The sequence below is a fragment of the Aquabacterium olei genome, from assembly GCF_003100395.1.
Taxonomy (GTDB): domain Bacteria; phylum Pseudomonadota; class Gammaproteobacteria; order Burkholderiales; family Burkholderiaceae_C; genus Aquabacterium; species Aquabacterium olei.
The window spans coordinates 573,338-592,995 of the sequence record NZ_CP029210.1 but is presented as its reverse complement, the minus strand read 5'-3'; the positions used below and the strand labels follow the sequence as shown (position 1 = coordinate 592,995).

19 protein-coding genes are annotated in these 19,658 nt (G+C 66.4%); 9 read left to right on the top strand and 10 right to left on the bottom strand.

Translation table 11 applies throughout. The features are described from left to right. Positions 1 to 58: 58 nt before the first annotated feature. From DEH84_RS19045 to glmS, 3 genes are all read right to left on the bottom strand, one after another. Positions 59 to 1,012: a hypothetical protein gene (locus DEH84_RS19045; protein WP_159098819.1), complete on the bottom strand. Its 954-nt coding sequence runs from the start codon at positions 1,010 to 1,012 to the stop codon at positions 59 to 61. Next, entirely contained in the window at positions 1,009 to 2,091 is a 1,083-nt protein-coding gene (locus tag DEH84_RS02595; protein ID WP_218929751.1) for a DUF262 domain-containing protein, read from the bottom strand. Before DEH84_RS02595 ends, DEH84_RS19045 begins: the two co-directional genes overlap by 4 nt. Before the next feature lie 266 nt (positions 2,092 to 2,357). Further along, on the bottom strand, positions 2,358 to 4,241 hold the full coding sequence (glmS, locus tag DEH84_RS02590) for a glutamine--fructose-6-phosphate transaminase (isomerizing) (RefSeq protein ID WP_109034510.1): 1,884 nt from the start codon (positions 4,239 to 4,241) through the stop codon (positions 2,358 to 2,360). Positions 4,242 to 4,403: 162 nt separating this feature from the next. Here glmS and DEH84_RS02585 point away from each other — a divergent pair, with 162 nt between their 5' ends. Beyond that, on the top strand, positions 4,404 to 4,898 hold the full coding sequence (locus tag DEH84_RS02585; RefSeq protein ID WP_109034508.1) for an Lrp/AsnC family transcriptional regulator: 495 nt from the start codon (positions 4,404 to 4,406) through the stop codon (positions 4,896 to 4,898). 24 nt (positions 4,899 to 4,922) lie between these two features. On the opposite strand, the gene DEH84_RS02580 is transcribed toward DEH84_RS02585, so the two are convergent. From DEH84_RS02580 to DEH84_RS02555, 6 genes are all read right to left on the bottom strand, one after another. Further along, the gene (locus DEH84_RS02580) at positions 4,923 to 5,768 is read right to left on the bottom strand and encodes a J domain-containing protein (RefSeq protein ID WP_109034506.1); all 846 of its coding nucleotides are present in this window, start codon (positions 5,766 to 5,768) and stop codon (positions 4,923 to 4,925) included. Between the two features lie 66 nt (positions 5,769 to 5,834). Further along, on the bottom strand, positions 5,835 to 7,229 hold the full coding sequence (glmU, locus tag DEH84_RS02575) for a bifunctional UDP-N-acetylglucosamine diphosphorylase/glucosamine-1-phosphate N-acetyltransferase GlmU (protein WP_109034504.1): 1,395 nt from the start codon (positions 7,227 to 7,229) through the stop codon (positions 5,835 to 5,837). 21 nt (positions 7,230 to 7,250) lie between these two features. Then, positions 7,251 to 7,898, bottom strand: a complete 648-nt coding sequence (locus DEH84_RS02570; protein WP_109034502.1) for a DUF4136 domain-containing protein — start codon at positions 7,896 to 7,898, stop codon at positions 7,251 to 7,253. A gap of 2 nt (positions 7,899 to 7,900) precedes the next feature. Beyond that, positions 7,901 to 8,794: a tRNA 2-thiocytidine(32) synthetase TtcA gene (gene ttcA / locus DEH84_RS02565; RefSeq protein ID WP_245932734.1), complete on the bottom strand. Its 894-nt coding sequence runs from the start codon at positions 8,792 to 8,794 to the stop codon at positions 7,901 to 7,903. A 241-nt stretch (positions 8,795 to 9,035) separates the two neighbouring features. Continuing rightward, positions 9,036 to 9,407 carry a dihydroneopterin aldolase gene (locus DEH84_RS02560; protein WP_109034500.1) on the bottom strand — a complete coding sequence of 124 codons (372 nt, stop codon included), beginning with the start codon at positions 9,405 to 9,407 and terminating at the stop codon, positions 9,036 to 9,038. Positions 9,408 to 9,416: 9 nt separating this feature from the next. Beyond that, positions 9,417 to 10,205 carry an SDR family oxidoreductase gene (locus DEH84_RS02555; RefSeq protein WP_109034497.1) on the bottom strand — a complete coding sequence of 263 codons (789 nt, stop codon included), beginning with the start codon at positions 10,203 to 10,205 and terminating at the stop codon, positions 9,417 to 9,419. A 20-nt stretch (positions 10,206 to 10,225) separates the two neighbouring features. Here DEH84_RS02555 and DEH84_RS02550 point away from each other — a divergent pair, with 20 nt between their 5' ends. From DEH84_RS02550 to DEH84_RS02535, 4 genes are all read left to right on the top strand, one after another. Further along, the gene (locus tag DEH84_RS02550; protein ID WP_109034495.1) at positions 10,226 to 11,419 is read left to right on the top strand and encodes a class I SAM-dependent methyltransferase; all 1,194 of its coding nucleotides are present in this window, start codon (positions 10,226 to 10,228) and stop codon (positions 11,417 to 11,419) included. 125 nt (positions 11,420 to 11,544) lie between these two features. Continuing rightward, positions 11,545 to 12,321 carry a PEP-CTERM sorting domain-containing protein gene (locus tag DEH84_RS02545; protein ID WP_159098818.1) on the top strand — a complete coding sequence of 259 codons (777 nt, stop codon included), beginning with the start codon at positions 11,545 to 11,547 and terminating at the stop codon, positions 12,319 to 12,321. Between the two features lie 144 nt (positions 12,322 to 12,465). Beyond that, positions 12,466 to 13,401: a UDP-3-O-acyl-N-acetylglucosamine deacetylase gene (gene lpxC, locus DEH84_RS02540; protein ID WP_109034490.1), complete on the top strand. Its 936-nt coding sequence runs from the start codon at positions 12,466 to 12,468 to the stop codon at positions 13,399 to 13,401. 16 nt (positions 13,402 to 13,417) lie between these two features. Then, a complete protein-coding gene (locus tag DEH84_RS02535; protein ID WP_109034487.1) occupies positions 13,418 to 13,603 on the top strand; it encodes a hypothetical protein in 186 nt (61 codons plus the stop codon). Between the two features lie 21 nt (positions 13,604 to 13,624). Here the strand turns inward: DEH84_RS02535 and DEH84_RS02530 are convergent, their stop codons facing one another. Then, entirely contained in the window at positions 13,625 to 15,268 is a 1,644-nt protein-coding gene (locus DEH84_RS02530; RefSeq protein ID WP_109034485.1) for an alkaline phosphatase D family protein, read from the bottom strand. Between the two features lie 235 nt (positions 15,269 to 15,503). On the opposite strand from DEH84_RS02530, the gene DEH84_RS02525 reads away from it, so the two are divergent. The 4 genes from DEH84_RS02525 to DEH84_RS02510 all read left to right on the top strand — a co-directional run bounded on the left by DEH84_RS02525 (position 15,504) and on the right by DEH84_RS02510 (position 19,647). Continuing rightward, a complete protein-coding gene (locus DEH84_RS02525) occupies positions 15,504 to 17,408 on the top strand; it encodes a propionate--CoA ligase (RefSeq protein ID WP_109034483.1) in 1,905 nt (634 codons plus the stop codon). Between the two features lie 169 nt (positions 17,409 to 17,577). After that, on the top strand, positions 17,578 to 18,297 hold the full coding sequence (locus tag DEH84_RS02520; protein ID WP_109034480.1) for a UPF0149 family protein: 720 nt from the start codon (positions 17,578 to 17,580) through the stop codon (positions 18,295 to 18,297). A gap of 51 nt (positions 18,298 to 18,348) precedes the next feature. After that, complete coding sequence (locus DEH84_RS02515; protein WP_109038166.1) at positions 18,349 to 19,128, top strand: metallophosphoesterase; 780 nt, start codon at positions 18,349 to 18,351, stop codon at positions 19,126 to 19,128. 96 nt (positions 19,129 to 19,224) lie between these two features. Continuing rightward, the gene (locus DEH84_RS02510) at positions 19,225 to 19,647 is read left to right on the top strand and encodes a universal stress protein (RefSeq protein ID WP_109034478.1); all 423 of its coding nucleotides are present in this window, start codon (positions 19,225 to 19,227) and stop codon (positions 19,645 to 19,647) included. Positions 19,648 to 19,658 lie beyond the last annotated feature (11 nt).

Sequence of the window (19,658 nt, the reverse complement as noted above, 5' to 3'; positions counted from 1 at the left end):
CGATCAAATCGATACCCCACTCATTCGACCGCACCACGAGGAAACTCTCAATTATATATCAAGAGACAGGGCTAATCCAGTCGACTATTATACCCTTCTCATTCATCCTAAGTACTGAGTTTCCACGGCCAATCTCGCCAGAACGAAAAGAATCCATTCTCCGCTCGAGAGCCGAAACCCCTCTGTATCGCTTGACACGGCGGCCATCAAGATACTCATCCCATACCTTATCAACCCCATTCCACTCGATCACTCGAAGCTTCGCTTTGGAACTCAAGAAATCCACTTGATTAAAAGAGCTCGATCTACCCGACGCAACATCCGAGGCATGGTGATACGCATACTGACTCAAGCAAGCATCGAAGCATGCAGCAAACACCGGAATTCGCCTCCTGACATCTTCAGAAAAATCGGCAACAAGGTAGTTTTGAGGAAATGCGTGCGCAGCCGAATGCCTCTTTTTAGCCAAGGCCCCAAAAATCGAAAATATATTACCTGAGATCGCCACCCGAAAAACTTGCCCAACGTGGTCAACCGCTTTCTCGACTTCACCAAAACCAACAGCCTCAAGCAAAGCCTTGACGGCCCCATCAGAAATATTTGATGAAGAGCGACCAAAAAAATACTCTGAAGGGACAAACCTCCCGTTCTCCCCCGTTTGCCCAAGAAGCATCCCTTCAAGTTGAACAATAAAACCTCGGTCGGCCTTCTCAGCCCTCTCCAAAGAAAAGTTAAGCCCTTTCAAAGTCCCAATCAGAATAGCTGACTGCAACGCACCCGGCAAAGCAGAGAAAGGAACATTTTGACTCCCCAACCAGTGCAGAACCTCGTAAGCTCTCCGCCGAACAAAGTCCTCCAAGACGGAAAATGCAACCACGGAAAGCCCATTCAACCTCAGATGCGCTGCACTTCGATTATTTCCAAGCTGCGCTGATGTCAGGTTTGGCATCTGGTCAGCCTCTTCCCGCAAACTGGTGAGCGCTGCCCAAAAATCGTCAAATGCACTCTTCACGATTCCCTCAGAGCAGCGAGAATTCGCGACACCCGATCTCGCACGAACGAAGGGGTGTTTGTGCCTTGCCTTACTATGCGCTCAAAGGTGACATCCAAGAAAAGATCGGAGGTTGTTTTGAGAACTTCTGCTCTCTTGCTCTTCGCCGCAATTAACTCGACTTCAGTCAATTCGTTCACGGCGAGCATTTCAGCGTCATAAACACCAGCCAAGAATTGATCTCTCCAACCAGCCCCAGTGAACCTCTGAAATGCATGATCACCCCAAATTTCCTGACAAGCCCCGAGCGCCCTAAGAAATTTTTCCTTTAAAGCCTCCAAGACGCTCTCGGACGCGTTCATATTGCGAACCATACAAGCATCGAGCTCATCTCGGAGCGAGCCGGAGAAGTGTTTCCAAGACTCACTTAACGCAAAAAACCGGAGAACATATTCAGCATCCGCCATTTGCACATAAGCAGGCGACTTATCGTTTTCAATCTTAAGTTGCGACCTCAGGAACGGCTGATCGGAAAGTTTGTAAATCAGGTCACTGAACTCCCCCCGATAAGCCACCTTTCGCAGCTCTTGGGGCAACATCGGTTCTCCGCCGCGATTGAGGCGGGTGAAAACCTCAAACTTTAGATTAGGGTCGGACTGCTTCAGCAAAGTCACAACGCGAACATACGGCCTTATATTAAGCGCATTCCGGAGATCCTCTGGCAGACTCTCAAAATCGTACCCCTCCAACTCACCGAAAGTCTCCAAACCCTTGAGTTTCAGCTTTTCAGCCATAAAAGCGTGAATTGCTGTCAAGCGCTGCTTTCCGTCCACTACCGAGTACTGACCGTATGAATTCTCCGCCAAATAAATGGGAGGCACGGGCACATTCATCAGGAACGACTCGATCAACGCCGACTGCTTCACAGCATCCCAACGTTGCCGACGCTGAAAATCAGGCGCCAAATCTATTGCAGCTTTACCCTTGGAGTCTGGCTTTAGCATGCCAGCAAGAGAAGAAAGCGAAAGGTCGGCAGTTTGATAAACCAGCCGATCCTGCGCCTTAAGAAACCTATCCAAAATGGCAGATTCCTTGTCCATCGTTTTCATTGCTTGCGGCTTAGCCATTAGACACCTTAAAGTGACACCACATGAAATCTCTTACCTGATCCGATTAACGGAAGCCCCAAAAGCGCTACTCTATCAGCCGCCTCCCCCTAAAAGCTTCATCACACGAATGCTGCAGATCAGGAATCCAACAAAGGACTCCGACTCTGTACACCGTGGGCAAATGACTCGATTTAAGAGCCACCAGTCCGGCAATCTAGCGGGATCGCCGCATTCATCACTGTAAAGGCGACCATACATCACTCCACCGTCACACTCTTCGCCAGATTCCGCGGCTTGTCCACATCCGTCCCCCGCGCACACGCCGTGTGATACGCCAGTAACTGCAGCGGCACCACGTGCAAGATCGGTGACAGCGCGCCATAGTGCTCCGGCATGCGGATCACGTGGATGCCCGGCTCGGCTTGGATGTGCGTGTCGCCGTCGGCGCACACGTACAGCTCGCCGCCCCGCGCGCGCACTTCCTGCATGTTGCTCTTGAGCTTTTCCAGCAGCGCGTCGTTCGGGGCCACGGTCACCACGGGCATCTCGGCGGTCACCAGTGCCAGCGGTCCATGCTTCAGTTCGCCGGCCGGGTAGGCCTCGGCGTGGATGTAGCTGATTTCCTTGAGCTTGAGCGCGCCTTCCAGCGCGATCGGGTAGTGCAGCCCGCGGCCCAGGAACAGCGCGTTGTCCTTGCGCGCAAAGGCTTCGGCCCAGGCCATCACCTGCGGCTCCAGCGCCAGCACGGCCTGCAGCGCGGCGGGCAGGTGGCGCATGTCCTTCAGGTGCTCGGCTTCGGCTTCGGGGCTCAGTTGCCCGCGCAGCTTGGCCAGCGTCAGCGTCAGCAAAAACAGGCCGGCCAGCTGCGTCGTGAAGGCCTTGGTCGAGGCCACGCCGATCTCGGCGCCCGCCCGCGTCACGTAGGCCAGCTTGCATTCGCGCACCATGGCACTGGTGGCCACGTTGCAGATGGTCAGCGTGTGCTCCATGCCCAGGCTGCGCGCGTGTTTCAGCGCGGCCAGCGTGTCGGCCGTCTCGCCCGACTGGCTGATGGTCACGATCAGCGTGCGTGCATCGGGCACGCTGTCGCGGTAGCGGTACTCGCTGGCAATCTCCACATTGGTCGGGATCTTCGCAATCGACTCCAGCCAGTACTTCGCGGTCGAGCCCGAGTAGTAGCTCGTGCCGCACGCCAGGATCAGCACGCGGTCGATCTGGCTGAACACGGCCTCGGCCTGCTCACCGAACAGCGTGGGCGTGATCGCCTCGACGCCTTCGAGCGTGTCGGCAATGGCGCGCGGCTGCTCGAAGATTTCCTTCTGCATGTAGTGGCGATACGGGCCCAGCTCGACCGCGCCGCTGTGTGCCGTCACGGTGCGCACGGGGCGCTCGGCGGCGTCCACGCGCTGGTGCTCGGCGCTGCCGGGCGCGCGGTGCTCGATCCAGTGGCGGCCGGGCTGCAGGTCGACCACGTCGCCCTCTTCCAGGTACACGATCTGGTCGGTCACGCCGGCCAGCGCCATGGCGTCCGACGCCAGGAAGCGCTCGGTGTCGTCCGCGCCGCCCACGCCCATGATGAGAGGCGAGCCCTGGCGGGCACCGACCACGCGCTGCGGTTCGTCGCGGTGGAACACGGCAATGGCGTAGGCGCCGGTCAGGCGCAGCGTGGCGGCCTTCACCGCGGCAAACAGGTCGCCGTCGTAAAGGTGGTCGACCAGGTGGGCGATGACCTCGGTGTCGGTCTGGCTCAGGAACACGTAGCCGCGGGCCTGCAGTTCGGCGCGCAGCGCTTCGTGGTTCTCGATGATGCCGTTGTGCACCAGGGCCACGCGGCCCGGCTTGGTGTCGGCCGCATCGGCGCCCGGGCCGTGCGAGAAGTGCGGGTGGGCGTTGTGAACGGCCGGCGCGCCGTGGGTGGCCCAGCGGGTGTGGGCGATGCCCAGCGGGCTGTCGATGCCTTCGTCGCGCGTCTGGGCGGCCAGCTCGGCCACGCGCTCGGTGCTGCGCGAGCGGCGCAGCGCGCCATCCTGCAGCACGGCCACGCCGCACGAGTCATAGCCTCGGTATTCCAGGCGCTTGAGGCCCTCGACCAGAACCGGAACGATGTTGCGCGCCCCGACGGCGCCGACGATGCCACACATGTTTGGATGCTCCTGCGCGTTGTTGCGCCTGGAGACGATGCTAGCGCGGGTAACGTGGTGTTTTCTTTCGTTTTGATGCCATTTTCGGAAAGGAAATCCACCAAAGATTCTCACAAAACAAAGTACTCCAAATACTCGATCTTGATGAAATAATCTCTCATCATGAGCGCCATCGAACTCGACGACACCGACCTCCGCCTGCTGCGGCTGTTGCAGGAAGACGCCAGCCTGTCCAACCAGGCGCTGGCCGATCTGGCGGGGCTGTCGCCCGCGACCTGCCACCGCCGTGTGCGCCGCCTGCGCGACGAAGGCGTGATCGAGCGCGAGGTGGCCATCCTGTCGCCCACCCGGATGGCCGAGGCGCTGGGCTGGGGGTTGACTGCGTTGGTGGAGATCACACTCGACCTGCAGACGGCCGAGGCACTCGACGCCTTCGAGGCCCGCGCCGTGCAGGAGGCCGCGGTGCAGCAGGTGTGGCGGGTGTCGCCCGGGCCGGATTTCGTGCTGGTGGTGCAGGTGGCCGACATGCCGGGCTACCAGGCGCTGGCGCAGCGCCTGTTCACCGCCGACCACCGCGTGCGCACGGTGCGGGCGTTCTTTGCCACCAAGCGGGCCAAGTTCGGCACGGCGTGGCCCGTGCCTGACAGGGTGCGCTGAACCCGCGCTCGCAGCCGGGCTGCCTCAGGGTGCCGACGCGGCCAGTTCGGGCGCCAGCGGGTCCACCAGGTGGGCCTCGGTGCGCAGGCGCAAGGGCTTGCCATCAAGCATGTGCTGGGCCTCGGCACGGACAGCGGCCGGCGTACGCGGCGCCCCGGCCGGGCGATCCAGCAACGGCAGCACCTTCAGCAGCTCTTCGTCGCTCATGCGCGAGAGTTCTTCCACGGTCGGCGGGCGACGCCCGGCCAGCACCTCGGGGGCCGCCGGTGTCGCGCCCGCGGTCTGCAGGGGTGCGACAGCGGGCGGCGGCTCCGCCTCCGAGGTGGCGGCAGCCGCGGTCGATGCGGCGCGCACCGGCGCCACGTCCCCATAGCCCTGCGCGGGTTGCGCGGGTTGCGCCAGGTAGTGGTCCGACAGCGCCCGGTCCATCTGGCTCTGCGTCTTCACCTGCCACACCCAGGCGCCCAGCAGCGTGCCCAGCAACAGCAAGGTCACGCCGCCACCCACGGCCAGCCGCGGCGAAGGCGGCCACCAGTGCGGCACTTCTTCCACGCGAGGCGCCAGCCAGTCCATGTCCACACGGGTTGCCGGGCCTTGGCGGGCATCGTCCTCGTCGTCCTGATCGGGCTCGGTGGCCGCTGGCTGCAGGCTGGCGTCGTAACTGGCCCGCGCACGCGGATCGATCAGGATCTCGTAGGCGGCGTTCAACGCCACCATCTGCGCGTGCACCTCGTCCCCCGGGCCCTTTGCCCCACCGTGGCGATCGGGGTGCAGGCGCGCGGCCAGCACACGGTACGCAGCCCGGATCACCTCGGGCGGCGCATCGGGCGCCACCTTCAAACGCTGGTAATGGGTCAAGGGCGAGGACATCCTGGGTTACTTCATGCGGGCACGCGGCATGTTAGCGGTTGAAACCGCGCCGGAACATCGCCTGAATCAGCGCTTCGTTTTCTGGGGGCGAACCCATCCAGAAAGCGACACCTGCTTGGCGCGTGCCACGGTCAGTTGCCCCGCGGGCGCGTCCTTGGCAATCGTGCTGCCGCCGCCGATGGTGGCGCCGTCGCCCAGGGTGATCGGGGCGATCAGCACGCAGTTCGAACCCACGTGCACGTCGTTGCCGATCACGGTGCGGTGCTTGTTGGCGCCGTCGTAGTTGGCCGTGATGGAGCCGGCGCCGTAGTTCACGCGCTCACCCACGGTGGCATCGCCCAGGTAGGCCAGGTGGTTGGCCTTGGCACCGCGGGCCAGCGTGCTGTTCTTCACCTCGACGAAGTTGCCAATGTGCACTTCCGGGCCGAGCTCGGCACCCGGGCGCAGTCGGGCAAACGGGCCGATCAGGGCGCCCTCGCCCACCGTCGCGCCCTGGGTGTCGCCGTCGATGTGGGTGAAGGCGTGGAGGACCGCACCGGCGCGGATCTCGGCGTTGCGGACCACGCAGTTCGGACCGATGCGCACGCCGTCACCCAGCACCACATGGCCTTCGAACACGCAGTTCACGTCGATCTCGACGTCCTGGCCGCAGCGCAGCGTGCCGCGCAGGTCGAAGCGCGCCGGGTCGGCCAGGCGCACGCCGTCGGTCATCAGGCGCTCGGCCTGCACGCGCTGGTAGCGGCGCTCCAGGTCCGCCAGTTGCGCCGGGCTGTTGACGCCCAGCACCTCGACTTCATCGCGCGGCTGTGCGGCCACCACGGGCACGCCATCGGCGCGGGCCATGGCCACCACGTCGGTCAGGTAGTACTCGCCCTGGGCGTTGTCGTTGGTCAGGCGGCTCAGCCAGCCCTTCAGCAGCCGGGTGGGCGCGGCCATCATGCCTGTGTAGACCTCGTTGATGGTGCGCTGCTCGTCGGTCGCGTCCTTGTGCTCGACGATGGCCAGCACCTTCTCGCCCCAGCCGTCACGCACGATGCGGCCATAGCCGGTCGGGTCATCCAGCCGGATGGTGAGCAGGGCCAGGTGTTCGCCTGCGCACGCCTGCACGAGGGCCGCCGCGGTGGCGGCCTCGATCAGCGGGGTGTCGCCGTTGAGAATGAGCGTCACGCCATCGTCGGGCAACACCGGCACCGCCTGCTGCACGGCGTGGCCGGTGCCGAGCTGCGGCTCCTGGCGCACGAAGTGCAGCGGCGCGCTGGCAAAGGCGGCCTGCATGGCCGACTCGACCTGCTCGGCGCCGTGGCCCGTGATCACGATCTGACGGGCGGCCCCCAGCGTGGCGGTGGTGCCGATCACATGCGACAGCATGGGCCGGCCGGCCAGCGTGTGCAGCACCTTCGGGCGCGTGGATTTCATGCGGGTGCCTTTGCCCGCGGCCATGATGACGATGGAAAGTGACATGAACGACGATGTGGATTGGGGTCAGGGTGTCGGCTGCAGCGGCACGATCACGGTGCGCGGCCCCAGTGTCAACGGGAAATCTTTCAGGGCGGCATCGAACAGCGGCCCGTACAGCGCCGGGTCGGCCGAGCCCAGGCGGCCCAGGCTGGCCCGCGCCTCGTGCAGCACCGCGTGGGTGCGGCGGTCGCGCACGACCACGCCCACCAGCATCTCGACGTAGGGCTGCTCCATGCGGTAGCTCAGCGCCAGCCCGCCGCCACCGGTGCCCCACCAGCCGCCCACGCCGGGCCGGCCCCAGGGGTGATACCAGTAGGGGGCGCCGCCCCAGAAGGGGTCGTAGCGCGGGGTGACGCGGGTCGAGGCCGTGAGCTGCACGGTGTAGACCGCCTGATCGGGACCGCTGGCCAGCGTGAAGCCGTGCGAAGCAAGTGCCGGCGCGGCCGCAGCCTCGAGCTGGCCGATCTGGTCCGCGGCATTGGCCTGTGAAGGCAGCCGGTCGAACACGTAGGGGCCCGGGCTGCGGGTGGCCGGCCAGTCGCCAAAGGTCTGCACCTCGGTGCGCACCTCATTGAGCGCCGCACACCCCTGCAGCGCCAGCATCGCCACGCACAACAGCCCCCCGGTCAACCAGCGGAGGGCAGAAAACCGGGTCGTGCGGGCGGTGGTCATGGTCAGACTTCCTTGCTGCGGATCGGGATGGACTTGATCGACACGCTGGCCTCGGCGGGCAGCCCCACCTCGGGCGTGTCGCCACAACCTTCATCTTCGTCGAAAGCAATGTCCCCACCGGCTTCGGGCCTGCCCGTCGCCTTGATGGTCTCGAACGGGTAGAGCTTGCGGTCCATCAGGTGCGAGGGCACGACGTTGGACAGCGCGGTGAACATGTTGTCCACGCGGCCAGGGAACTTGCGGTCCCACTCGTTGATCATTTCGCGCATCTGCTGGCGTTGCAGGCCGTCCTGGCTACCGCACAGGTTGCACGGGATGATGGGGAACTCGCGGTGCTCGGCGTACTTCGCCAGGTCCTGCTCGCGGCAGTAGGCCATCGGGCGGATCACGACGTGCTCGCCGTTGTCCGTCACCAGCTTGGGCGGCATGCCCTTCAGGCGCGAGCCGAAGAACATGTTCATGAACATGGTCTGCAGGATGTCGTCGCGGTGGTGGCCCAGCGCGATCTTGGTGCAGCCCAGTTCCTTGGCCACGCGGTAGAGGATGCCGCGGCGCAGGCGCGAGCACAGGCTGCACGTGGTCTTGCCCTCGGGCACCACGCGCTTGACCACGCTGTAGGTGTCCTGTTCTTCGATGCGGAAGGGCACGCCGACCTTGGTCAGGTACTCGGGCAGCACGTGCTCCGGAAAGCCGGGCTGCTTCTGATCCAGGTTGACCGCGACGATCTCGAACCGGATGGGCGCCCGCCGCTGCAGGTTAATCAGGATGTCGAGCATGCCGTAGCTGTCCTTGCCGCCGGACATGCACACCATGACCTTGTCGCCGTCTTCGATCATGTTGAAGTCGGCGATGGCCTGGCCCACCTCGCGGTGCAGGCGCTTGCGCAGCTTGTTCATCTCGTGCGCGTGCTTGCGGGCGCGGGCGGCCTCTTCGGCCTCCTGGGCGCTTTGCTGCACCGCCTGGGCCACGGGCACACCGGCCTTGGCCTCGACCGCCAGGGCGGCACGGGCAAACAGCAGGGCGTCGTCCACCATGCGGTCTTCTTCGTCGGGCGTGTGGAAACTCAGGTGGGTGGACATGGGGGCGGTGGCATCGGTCATAACCGGGTATTTTCGCCGATCCCGGCAAACCGCGTGCTCACCACTGCCCGGTTTCCATGCGGATGGCCACCTCGCAGTCGTCAAAGATCTCCAGCTTGGCAATCTTCACGCGCACGCCGAGCACGCCGGGCAGGTCCATCAGGCGCTTGCACAGCTTGCCGATCAGGGTCTCGAGCAGGTTGGTGTGCTCGGACTGGCACTCTTCGATGATGATGGCGCGCACCTTGCGGTAGTCCAGCACATTGAGCAGTTCGTCGTCGCGCGGCAGCAGGGGCTGGCTGCCCATGTTGAGCTCGGCGTCAACCTGGATGGGCTGCGGCGCGTCGATTTCGTGGTCAAGCACACCGAGGCTGGCGTCGAAGCGCAGGCCGGTGAGGGTCAGGATCTGGTTGCCTTTGGTCAGGGACATGGCTCGCGCTCACATCATGGAAAAGTCGCGCTCGAAGCGCTGGAGGTGCTGGCCGCCATCGACCAGCAGCGTGGTGCCCGTGATCGAGCGGTTGGTCAGCGCGAAGGCCACGGTCGCGGCCACGTCTTCCGGGGTGGACGAGCGCCCCAGCGGCGACAGCGCATGCGCCTGCTGGAAGGCCTCGCCCTGCAGCCACTCGCTGGTCAGCGTGAGGCCCGGCGCCACGCCCACCACCCGCACGCGGGGCGCCAGCGCCAGCGCCAGCAGCGTGGTGGCGGATTCGAGCGCAGCCTTCGACAGCGTGTAGCTCAGGAAATCGGGGTTCGGGTTCCACAGCTTCTGGTCGAGCAGGTTGACGACCGCCCCCGCCCCACCCTCGTTCACGCCGCGCTCGGCCAGGTGCGCCGCCAGCGCCTGCGCCAGCACGATGGCCGGTGCGGTGTTGGCGCGCAGGTGCTTTTCCAGCGCGGCGTAGGTGAAGGTGGCCGCGTCGTCGTACTCGAAGGTGGAGGCGCTGTTGACCACGGCATCCAGCCGGCCGAAGGCCTGCACCGCGGCGGGCAGCAGGCCCCGGCAGGCGGCTTCGTCAGCCAGGTCTGCCGCCAGCACCACGGCCTGGCGGCCCAGTGCGCGGACGTCGGCGGCGGTCTGCTCGGCTTCGGTGCGCGAGGCGCGGCAGTGCACGGCCACATCCCAGCCCTGGCGGGCCAGCGTCAGCGCAATCAGGCGCCCGAGGCGCTTGCCGGCCCCCGTGACGAGCACGGCCGACGCAGCAACAGAGGGAAGTGTGGAAGACATGGACTTTCTACAATGCAGCGATGAACCGCCCGAACCCATCCGGCCAGAGTGTAGTGGCCGCCCCCGTCTCCAGCGAGCCGCTGGCCCGCCTGATCGCCCACGAGATCCGCGCACGGGGCGGGTGGATGCGCTTCGAGCGCTTCATGGAACTTGCGTTGTATGCGCCCGGGCTGGGCTATTACACGGGCGGCCGACGGGTGCTGGGCAGCATGCCGCAGGACGGCAGCGACTTCGTGACCGCCCCCGAATTGACGCCGTTGTTCGGCCAGCTTCTGGCCCGCCAGGTGGCCCAGGCGCTGGAGGCCACCGGCACCACCGAGGTGTGGGAGTTCGGCGCCGGCACGGGCGCGCTGGCCGAGCAGCTGCTGGGCGAGCTGGGTGATCGGATCACCCGCTACACCATCGTCGACCTGTCGGGCACGTTGCGCGACCGCCAGCATCAGCGCCTGCTGAAGGCCCATCCCGCGCTGGTCCACAAGGTGGTCTGGGCCGACAGCCTGCCCGACGAACTGACGGGCGTGATCGTGGGCAACGAGGTGCTGGACGCCATGCCGGTGCACCTGCTGACCTGGAATGGCGAACACTGGCTGGAGCGCGGCGTGGCGCTGGCCGACGCCGCCACAGCGGATGACGACGTGCCGCGCTTTGCCTGGGCCGACCGCCCCGCCCCGGAGGGCGCACGCCCGCCCACCGATCACCCGGACAGCACCTACCCGCCCGGCACCGTGACGGAAACCCACGGCCAGGCCGAAGCCTTCGTGGCCACGCTGGCCCAGCGCATGGCGCGCGGCGCGGCCTTCTTCATCGACTACGGCTTCCCCGAGTCCGAGTACTACCTGCCCCAGCGCCACGGCGGCACGCTCATGTGCCACCACCTGCACCAGTCGGACCCTGATCCGCTGAGCAGCGTGGGCCACAAGGACATCACCGCCCACGTGAACTTCACCGGCATCGCGCTGGCCGGCCAGGAGGCCGGGTGGGAGGTACTGGGTTACACCAGCCAGGGGCGCTTTCTGACCAACTGCGGGCTGGGCGAGGCACTGGCCAGCACCGGCGAGGCCTGCACCGCCGACCAGCTGAAGGCCCGCGCCGCCCTGCAGATGCTGGTGGCCGAGCACGAAATGGGCGAGCTCTTCAAGGTGATCGGCTTCGTGAAGGGACCCTGGTTCGACGCGATCGGCTTCGAGCACGGCGACCGGACGCACATGCTGTGACCCCCGGGGTCGCGGGGTCGGGGAACGCGTGTAAGGGAATGACACCGAGGAATCCACACGTGAAGATGGCGGCGCGCGCAGTCCCGCGCGGAGGCTCTCATCTACAAGCTGCTCAGGATTTCTTAATGTCTCGATTCCCTCGACTGGCCCTGGCCGGCACGCTCGCACTCGCGACCGCCGGCGCGGCACACGCGACGTCGTCCGTCATGTCCACCATCTCGAACATCGCGGTCACGACCGCCGGAACGGTGACGGCGTACTCTCCGTTCGCACAAGCGGTGGTCAGCGCCTATGATCTGGTGCCGCACCCGCTGGTTGGATGGTTGTCAACGAACGCCGTTTCGGATTGGGCATCCGACCTCTCCACCCCCTCCCCCTCGGTGTCGATCAATGTTGCGAGTGACTCGGCCACCGCATCCGCATCCGCATCTGCCACGAACGTGTCTGCATCCGTGACCACCAGTGCCGCGGGGGGCTCCGGTTATGCGACTGCATCCTTCAACAGCGTGTTCTCCATGGCGGCCCGGTCCAGGGTGACGGTCACCTGGGACGCCAGCGTGCTGGGCATGGGCGCCGGCAACGGCACTTTCCTTACCTACACTGGCTACGGCACCGTAACCGGTTCCACGCATGTCGACCTCGGGAACATCTCCGCGTCCACCCAGGGCAACGGCTTCTGGTACGGTGACGACGACTTCGGCTTCTCGTTCGAAGAGACCGCGACAGGCAAGAAGCTGACTGTTTCCACCGGCGCCACTGGGCGCGACATCGGCTTCAGTGCCTCGGTGTTTGCGCAGACCGTCGATTACGCCGCCCCCGTTCCCGAACCCGAAACCTGGGCGCTGACCTTCGCGGGTCTGGCTGTGGTGGGTGGCATCGCCCGTCGCCGCATCGCCAAGTAAGGCTTTCTGCCTCACGTTGAAAGCGGGCTTCGGCCCGCTTTTTCGTTGCGCAGGCGACAGCTCGGTCGCGGGATAGCGTGCATCAATGGAGGCCATCACCCAGATTTACGCCCCGGATGCTGCACTGCCGCGATAATTGCGCCCATGCTGCAACAACGCACCCTCAAGTCCCTGACCCGTGCCGTGGGCGTCGGCCTGCACAGCGGGCAGCGCGTCGAGCTGACGCTGCGGCCCGCGGCGCCCAACACCGGCATCGTGTTCCGCCGGGTGGACCTGGCCCAGCCGGTCGACATCCCCGTGCGTCCGGAATCGGTGTGCGACTGCCGCATGGCCACCACCATCTCGCCCGGCGGTGACCCGGGTGCGCCCAAGGTCAACACCATCGAGCACCTGATGTCGGCCTGCGCCGGCCTGGGCCTCGACAACCTGTATGTGGACATCACTGCCGAAGAGGTGCCCATCCTCGATGGCTCGTCGGCTGCCTTCGTCTACCTGCTGCAGAGCGCCGGCATCGAGCTGCAGAAGGCACCCAAGAAATTCCTGCGCGTGACCCGCCCGGTCGAGGTGCGCGACGGCGAAGGCCGTACGCTGAAGTGGGCCCGCCTCGAGCCGTACCACGGCTACAAGCTTGCCTTCGAGATCGACTTCGACCACCCCGCTGTCGACCAGACCGGCCAGCGCGTCGAGTTCGACTTCGGCGCTGGCCAGTACAAGCGCGACATCGCCCGTGCCCGCACTTTCGGCTTCACGAAAGACGTGGAGATGATGCGCTCGCGCGGCCTGGGACTGGGTGCCAGCATGGACAACGCCATCGTGGTGGACGACTACCGCGTGCTGAACGCCGACGGCCTGCGCTACGACGACGAGTTCGTGAAGCACAAGATCCTCGACGCGATCGGCGACCTGTATGTGGTGGGCTACCCGCTGCTGGCGGCCTACACGGCCTACAAGTCGGGCCACGCGATGAACAACCAGCTGCTGCGTGCGCTGCTGGCAGAGAAGGACGCGTGGGAAATCGTCAGCTTCGAAGACGAGGCCAAGGCCCCGCGCGGTCTGGCCGAGCTGGCCCCGGCCTGGTAAGGCCGAGGGGCGCGCCATGGTCCTGATCCGCACGGCGGCCCTCTTTCTGGTGCTCGGCTTTCTGGCCTGCATGGGCCTGTTCCGGCTCACCGGCCAGCCGGTGTGGCGCCAGCGCGCCATGACGTGCGCCCAGTGGGGCGTGGTGCTCGCACTGGGCGTGGTCGGGTTCTTCGTGCTGCGGCGCGCCGCCGTGTTCATCTGACACGGCCCGCGCCGCCGGGCATCAGCCCTCCGAGCGATCGTCGTCGCGGTCGAAAAAGCCCTGGCCGAACGGCCCGCGCACCGGCTGCAGCGTCTTGCTGAAGATCGACACGCCGTCGATGTCACGGAAGTCGACCGTCAGCGCATGCGAGTGGCGGTCGATGTTGACCTCGCCGAAGAACTGCAGGCCGGCAAACGGCGACAGGTTGGCCTGACCGACCGGCGGCGCCTTCTGGAACACCACCTGCGGACCAAAGGTGTTGTCCAGCGCGTTGGGGCCGAAGGTGCCGGCGTTCAGCGGGCCGGCCACGAATTCCCAGAACGGCTCGAAATCCTGGAACTGCGCCTTGGCCGGCTCGTAGCGGTGGGCGGCGCAGTAGTGCACGTCGGCCGTCAGCCACACCGTGTTGCGCACGCGCTCGTGCTTGATGAAGCGCAGCACCTCGGCGATCTCGAGCTCGCGGCCAAGCGCAGCGCCATCGCCGTTGGCCGGGCCTTCCCAGCGCGCGCGGCCCTGGGCGTCCTTGCCGTCGCCGATCTGCAGGCCCAGCGGCATGTCGGAGGCGATCACCTTCCACGTTGCGCGGGACTTCTTCAGCTCGGCCTTGAGCCACTCGATCTGCTCGCGGCCCAGGATGGCGGTGTCCGGCCCAGCTTCGGTCTGGCGGTTGTGGGTGTTGGGGCCCCGGTAGCTGCGCATGTCGATCACGAACACGTCGAGCTGCGGGCCGTGCGACAGCTTGCGGTACACGCGCTGCGACTCCACCGCCGAGAACGGCCGCATCGGTGCGTAATCCAGGAAGGCGCGCGTGCCGCGGGCCGTCAGCAGCGGCACGTTCTTCTCGGTGTAGCGGGCGTCGGCCGACAGGTCCTTGGCGTCCGACCAGTTGTTGGTGACCTCGTGGTCGTCCCACTGCCAGATCTGCGGCACTTCGGCGTTGAAGCGGCGCACGTTCTCGTCCAGCAGGTTGTAGCGGTAGCGGCCGCGGAATTCGTCCAGCGTCTCGGCGACCTTGGCCACTTCGGGCGTGACGATGTTGGTCCACAGCTGCCCGTTCTCGGCCGTCACCGACTCCTTGATCGGGCCGTCGGCGTAGATGGTGTCGCCGCTGTGCAGGAAGAACTGCGGCTGACGCTGGCGCATGGCCTCGTAGATCTTCATGCCGCCGAAGGCCGGGTTGATGCCCCAGCCCTGGCCGGCCGTGTCGCCGCCCCACACGAAGCGCAGGTCGCGCGGGCGGGTCGAGGGCACGCTGAAACGGCCCAGCACCGGCTCGCTCATCGCGCGGCTGTTGTCCAGGCCCTGGAACTGCACGCGCACGAACACGTCGCGGCCAGCGGGCAGGCCGACCAGATCCTGGCGGGCCGTGAAGTCGGTTTCTTCCAGCGCGTACGGGCCGATGATGCGGCGGCTCTTGCGGAAGAACTCGTCGAGCGACCACTCGACGATCATGCGCGAGGCCCGGTCGGCGCGGCTCCACAGCAGCGTGGCGCCCTGGGTGGGGTCACCCAGCTGCAGGCCCTGCGCCGCCACGGGGCGCACGGCGTCCGAGGTGATGAGGGCGGGTGCACCGGCCGCCCAGCTGGGGCGAACCAGCGCGGCCGAGCCGAGGGTCAGGGCAGAGGACTGCAGGAACAGGCGACGGGGGTGCTTCGAATCGGACATCGTGGGCTTCAGAGGTGGAGGGATCCCGGCATGCTGGCCGCCGGCCGTGACGCCGGCTTGACGCCCATGCGGTCCGGATGGACTGCCGGCCACGTGTACCGGCGGGGACCACGCAGTCCCGGGTTTCCCCGTCTCGATTGCGGAAAACGCTTGGCTACCATCGGCTCCCGGGCCACCACAAGGGCCCGCACCCCAGAACAAGCCGAACACACTTCGGTACCAAGGAGACCCCAGCATGGATTACGCCGCCCTGTACCGGCGGTCGGTGGACGACCGTGACGCCTTCTGGCGCGAACAGGCCGCCCGCATCGACTGGCACACACCGTTCGATCTGGTGTGCGACACGGCCAACCCGCCGTTTGCACAGTGGTTCGTCGGCGGCGAAACCAACCTGTGCCACAACGCGGTCGACCGCCATGCGGCCACGCAGCCCGATCAACCGGCGCTGATCCACGTCTCCACCGAAACCGGTCGCGAAGAAACGCTGACCTTCGGCCAGCTGCACACCGAGGTGCAGCGCATGGCCGCCGTGCTGCAGGGCCTGGGCGTCACCAAAGGTGACCGCGTGCTGCTCTACATGCCCATGATCCCCGAGGCCGTGATCGCCATGCTGGCCACGGTGCGCCTGGGTGCCATCCACTCGGTGGTGTTCGGCGGCTTTGCCAGCCACGCGCTCGCCAGCCGCATCGACGACGCGCGCCCCACGGTCGTGGTCACCGCCGATGCCGGCTCGCGTGGCGGCAAGGTCATCCCCTACAAGCCGCTGCTGGACGAGGCCCTGGCCCAGTGCAGCCACAGCGTGCCGCACGTGCTGCTGATCAACCGCGGTCTGGCCGAGGCCAGCATGACCGCCCCGCGCGATGTGGACTTTGCCCAGGCCCGCGAGGCCGTGCTCGACGCGCAGGTGCCCTGCACCTGGGTGCCATCCGAGCACCCCAGCTACACGCTCTACACCAGCGGCACCACCGGCAAGCCCAAGGGCGTGCAGCGTGACACCGGCGGCTACACCGTGGCGCTGGCCACCTCGATGGCGCAGATCTACTGCGGCAAGCCCGGCGAGGTCTTCTTCTGCACCAGCGACATCGGCTGGGTTGTGGGCCACAGCTACATCGTCTACGGCCCCCTGATCGCCGGCATGGCCACCATCGTCTACGAAGGCCTGCCGATCCGGCCGGATGCCGCCATCTGGTGGTCGCTGGTCGAGAAGTACAAGGTGAGCGTCATGTTCTCGGCGCCGACCGCCGTGCGCGTGCTGAAAAAGCAGGACCCGGAGTGCCTGCGCCGACATGACCTGAGCAGCCTGCGCCACCTCTTCCTGGCCGGCGAGCCGCTGGACGAGCCCACGGCCGCCTGGATCGGCGAGGCCATCGGCAAGCCCATCGTCGACAACTACTGGCAGACCGAGACGGGCTGGCCCATCCTGAGCCTGGCGCGCGGCATCGACCCCGATGCCAAGACCCGCCTGGGCTCGCCCGGCATCCCCATGCCCGGCTACGACGTGAAGCTCCTGGACGACCAGACCGGCGCCGAACTGACGGAGCCGAATCGCAAGGGCGTGCTGACCATCGGCTACCCGCTGCCGCCCGGCTGCCTGCAGACCGTGTGGGGGGACGACGACCGCTACGTCAAGACCTACTGGAGCACCTTCCCGCACAAGCCGGTCTACAACACCTTCGACTGGGGCCTGCGCGACGCCGACGGCTACTACTTCATCCTCGGCCGCACCGACGACGTGATCAACGTGGCCGGCCACCGCCTGGGCACCCGTGAGATCGAGGAAGCCGTGAGCAGCCATGCCGGCGTGGCCGAGGTGGCCGTGGTGGGCGTGGCCGACCAGCTCAAGGGCCAGGTGGCACGGGCCTTCGTCGTGGCGCGTGACCCGTCGCGCACCGCCTCGCCCGCACTGCGCCAGGCGCTCGAGGCCGAGATCATGCAGACCGTGGACCGCCAGTTGGGCGCCGTGGCCCGCCCGGCCCGCGTCGATTTCGTCAACGTGCTGCCCAAGACCCGCTCGGGCAAGCTGCTGCGCCGCGCCATCCAGGCGGTGTGCGAAGGCCGGGCCACCGGCGACCTGACCACGATCGAAGACCCGACCGCCTTGCAACAGTTGCAGGACGCGGTCAGCGAGGTGCGGGGCTGACGGACGCCGTTGCCCCAGGCGCCTTGCTGGCCGCCATTACACAACCCTGGGCGCCCGACCGGCCCGGGACCTGAAGGCGAGACCCCGGTCTCGCCTTTTTTCTGGGACTCCGCAAGTCGGCCGTTGGCGGGCACAATGCGGGTTTGACACCGCACCGGACTGAACCAAGATGAAGACCCCGCCTCCGCTGACCGACGCCGAGATCAACGAGATCGACGAGCTGCTGGCTGCCGTGCCGGCCCCGTATGAAACCGTGGATGCGGTGATCCTCGACGGCTACCTGGCCGGTGTGCTGGTGCAGCCGGTGATGCTCGAACCCGAGCAGTGGCTGCCCCCGATCTTCGGCACCGAAGGCATGCCCGAGGGCGGCATCGAAGGCTGGAGCGAGGCCCAGCACAACCGCCTGATCACGCTGATCACGCGGCGCAAGGACGAAATGCTGCGCGGCATCCTGGAAGACGGCTGGTTCGACCCGCTGGTGCCGATGATGGAAGACGAAGACGGCAAGGCGCTCGAGGGCAAGGACGCCATGGAGGGCCTGGGCTACTGGGCCGCCGGCTTCGAATGGGCTTTGGCCAACTTCCCGCAGCTGGAAGAAGCCGCCCTGCCCGGCGTGCCCGATCTGCTCGACTCCATCTGGCGCCATCTGCCCGAGCAGGACGAGACCCAGCGCGCGATGACGAAGGCGCTGGACGAGGAGCACCCGCTGCGCAACCTCGATGAAGGCATCGAGGCGCTGGTGTTCGACGTGGTCGACCTGGCCCAGATCGGCATTGCGGAGCGCACCAAGGTCGAGACCGTCGTGCGCGACCAGCCCAAGGTCGGCCGCAATGACCCCTGCCCCTGCGGCAGCGGCCGCAAGTACAAGCAGTGCCACGGCGCGAACTGACCTGACGCACCCCGGCCGCCAGCGCCGGTGCGCAGCGGCCCCGTCACGCCCGTGAAGATCCAGCTCCTGTCCGATCTGCACCTCGAGACCGAGGTCTACGCGCCCCGGCCCGCCCCGGGCGCCGACCTGCTCGTGCTGGCCGGCGATGTCGACAGCACCTGGGCCGGGCTCTCGCACTTCAAGAACTGGCCGGTGCCGGTGCTGTTCGTGCCCGGCAACCACGAGTTCGACCGCCGCGATGTGGACGAGGCCCTGAGCGGCCTGCGCGCGCGCTGCACCGAGCTCGGCCTGCGCCTGCTGGAGCGTGAATCCATCGTGCTGCGCGCGCCCGACGGCCGCCGCGTGCGCTTTGTCGGCACCACCCGCTGGTGCGACTTTGATCTCTTCGGCGAGAAGGAGCGGCCCCGCGCGATGCGCGCCGCGACCTACTTCGTCCGCGTCATGCAGTCCACGCGCGGGGGCGCGCCGTTCGACCCGGTCGCCGTGCGCGAAGAGGGCCTGCGCTGCCGAGACTGGCTGGCCACCGAACTGGCGCGACAGCCCACCGAGGCCGACCCGTGGGATGTCACCGTGGTGATCACCCACTTCGGCCCCAGCCTGCGCAGCGCCGATCCGCGCTACGGCCGCCAGCCCGGCACCGCGAGCTTCTGCAATGCCGACGACCACCTGCTGGCCGGCGCGCAACTCTGGCTGCACGGCCATCTGCATTGCCGGCACGACTACCTCGTGCCCCACGCCGGTGGCGTCACCCGTGTGGTGAGCAACGCACGCGGGCACGCCTACAAGGGCGAAGCCGACGGCCACGACGACCAGTGCTGCGTCAGCGTCTAGACTTCACGCTGGCGTGTCCGGCTTGATGGCGGTCAACGCCGCGGTGCCTGCGGGTGCCGACACTGATCCCTAGGCTCATCACACGAGGTTCCATCCATGAAGATCCTGCTTCCGGTCGACGGCAGTTCGTACACCAAGCGCATGCTGGCGTGGCTCACGACGCACGAGGAATGGCTCACGGGCGAGCACGAGTTCACCGTGCTGACCGTGGTGCCGCAGATTCCGCCGCACGCCGCCTCGATGTTCCCGCCCGAGCAGCTGAAGTCGTACTACGACGACACGGCCGAGGCCATCTTCAAGCCGATCCGCAAGTTCACCGCCAAGCACGACATGGCGACGAACTACGTCGCCAAGACGGGCCACGCGTCCGACGTCATCGCCAAGCTGGCCGACAAGGGCAAGTTCGATCTGGTCATCATGGGCTCGCACGGCCACAGCAACCTGATGAACCTGGTGATGGGCTCCGTCACCAACCAGGTACTGGCGCGCTGCAAGGCGCCCGTGCTGCTGGTGCGCTGAAGCCTCGGCGC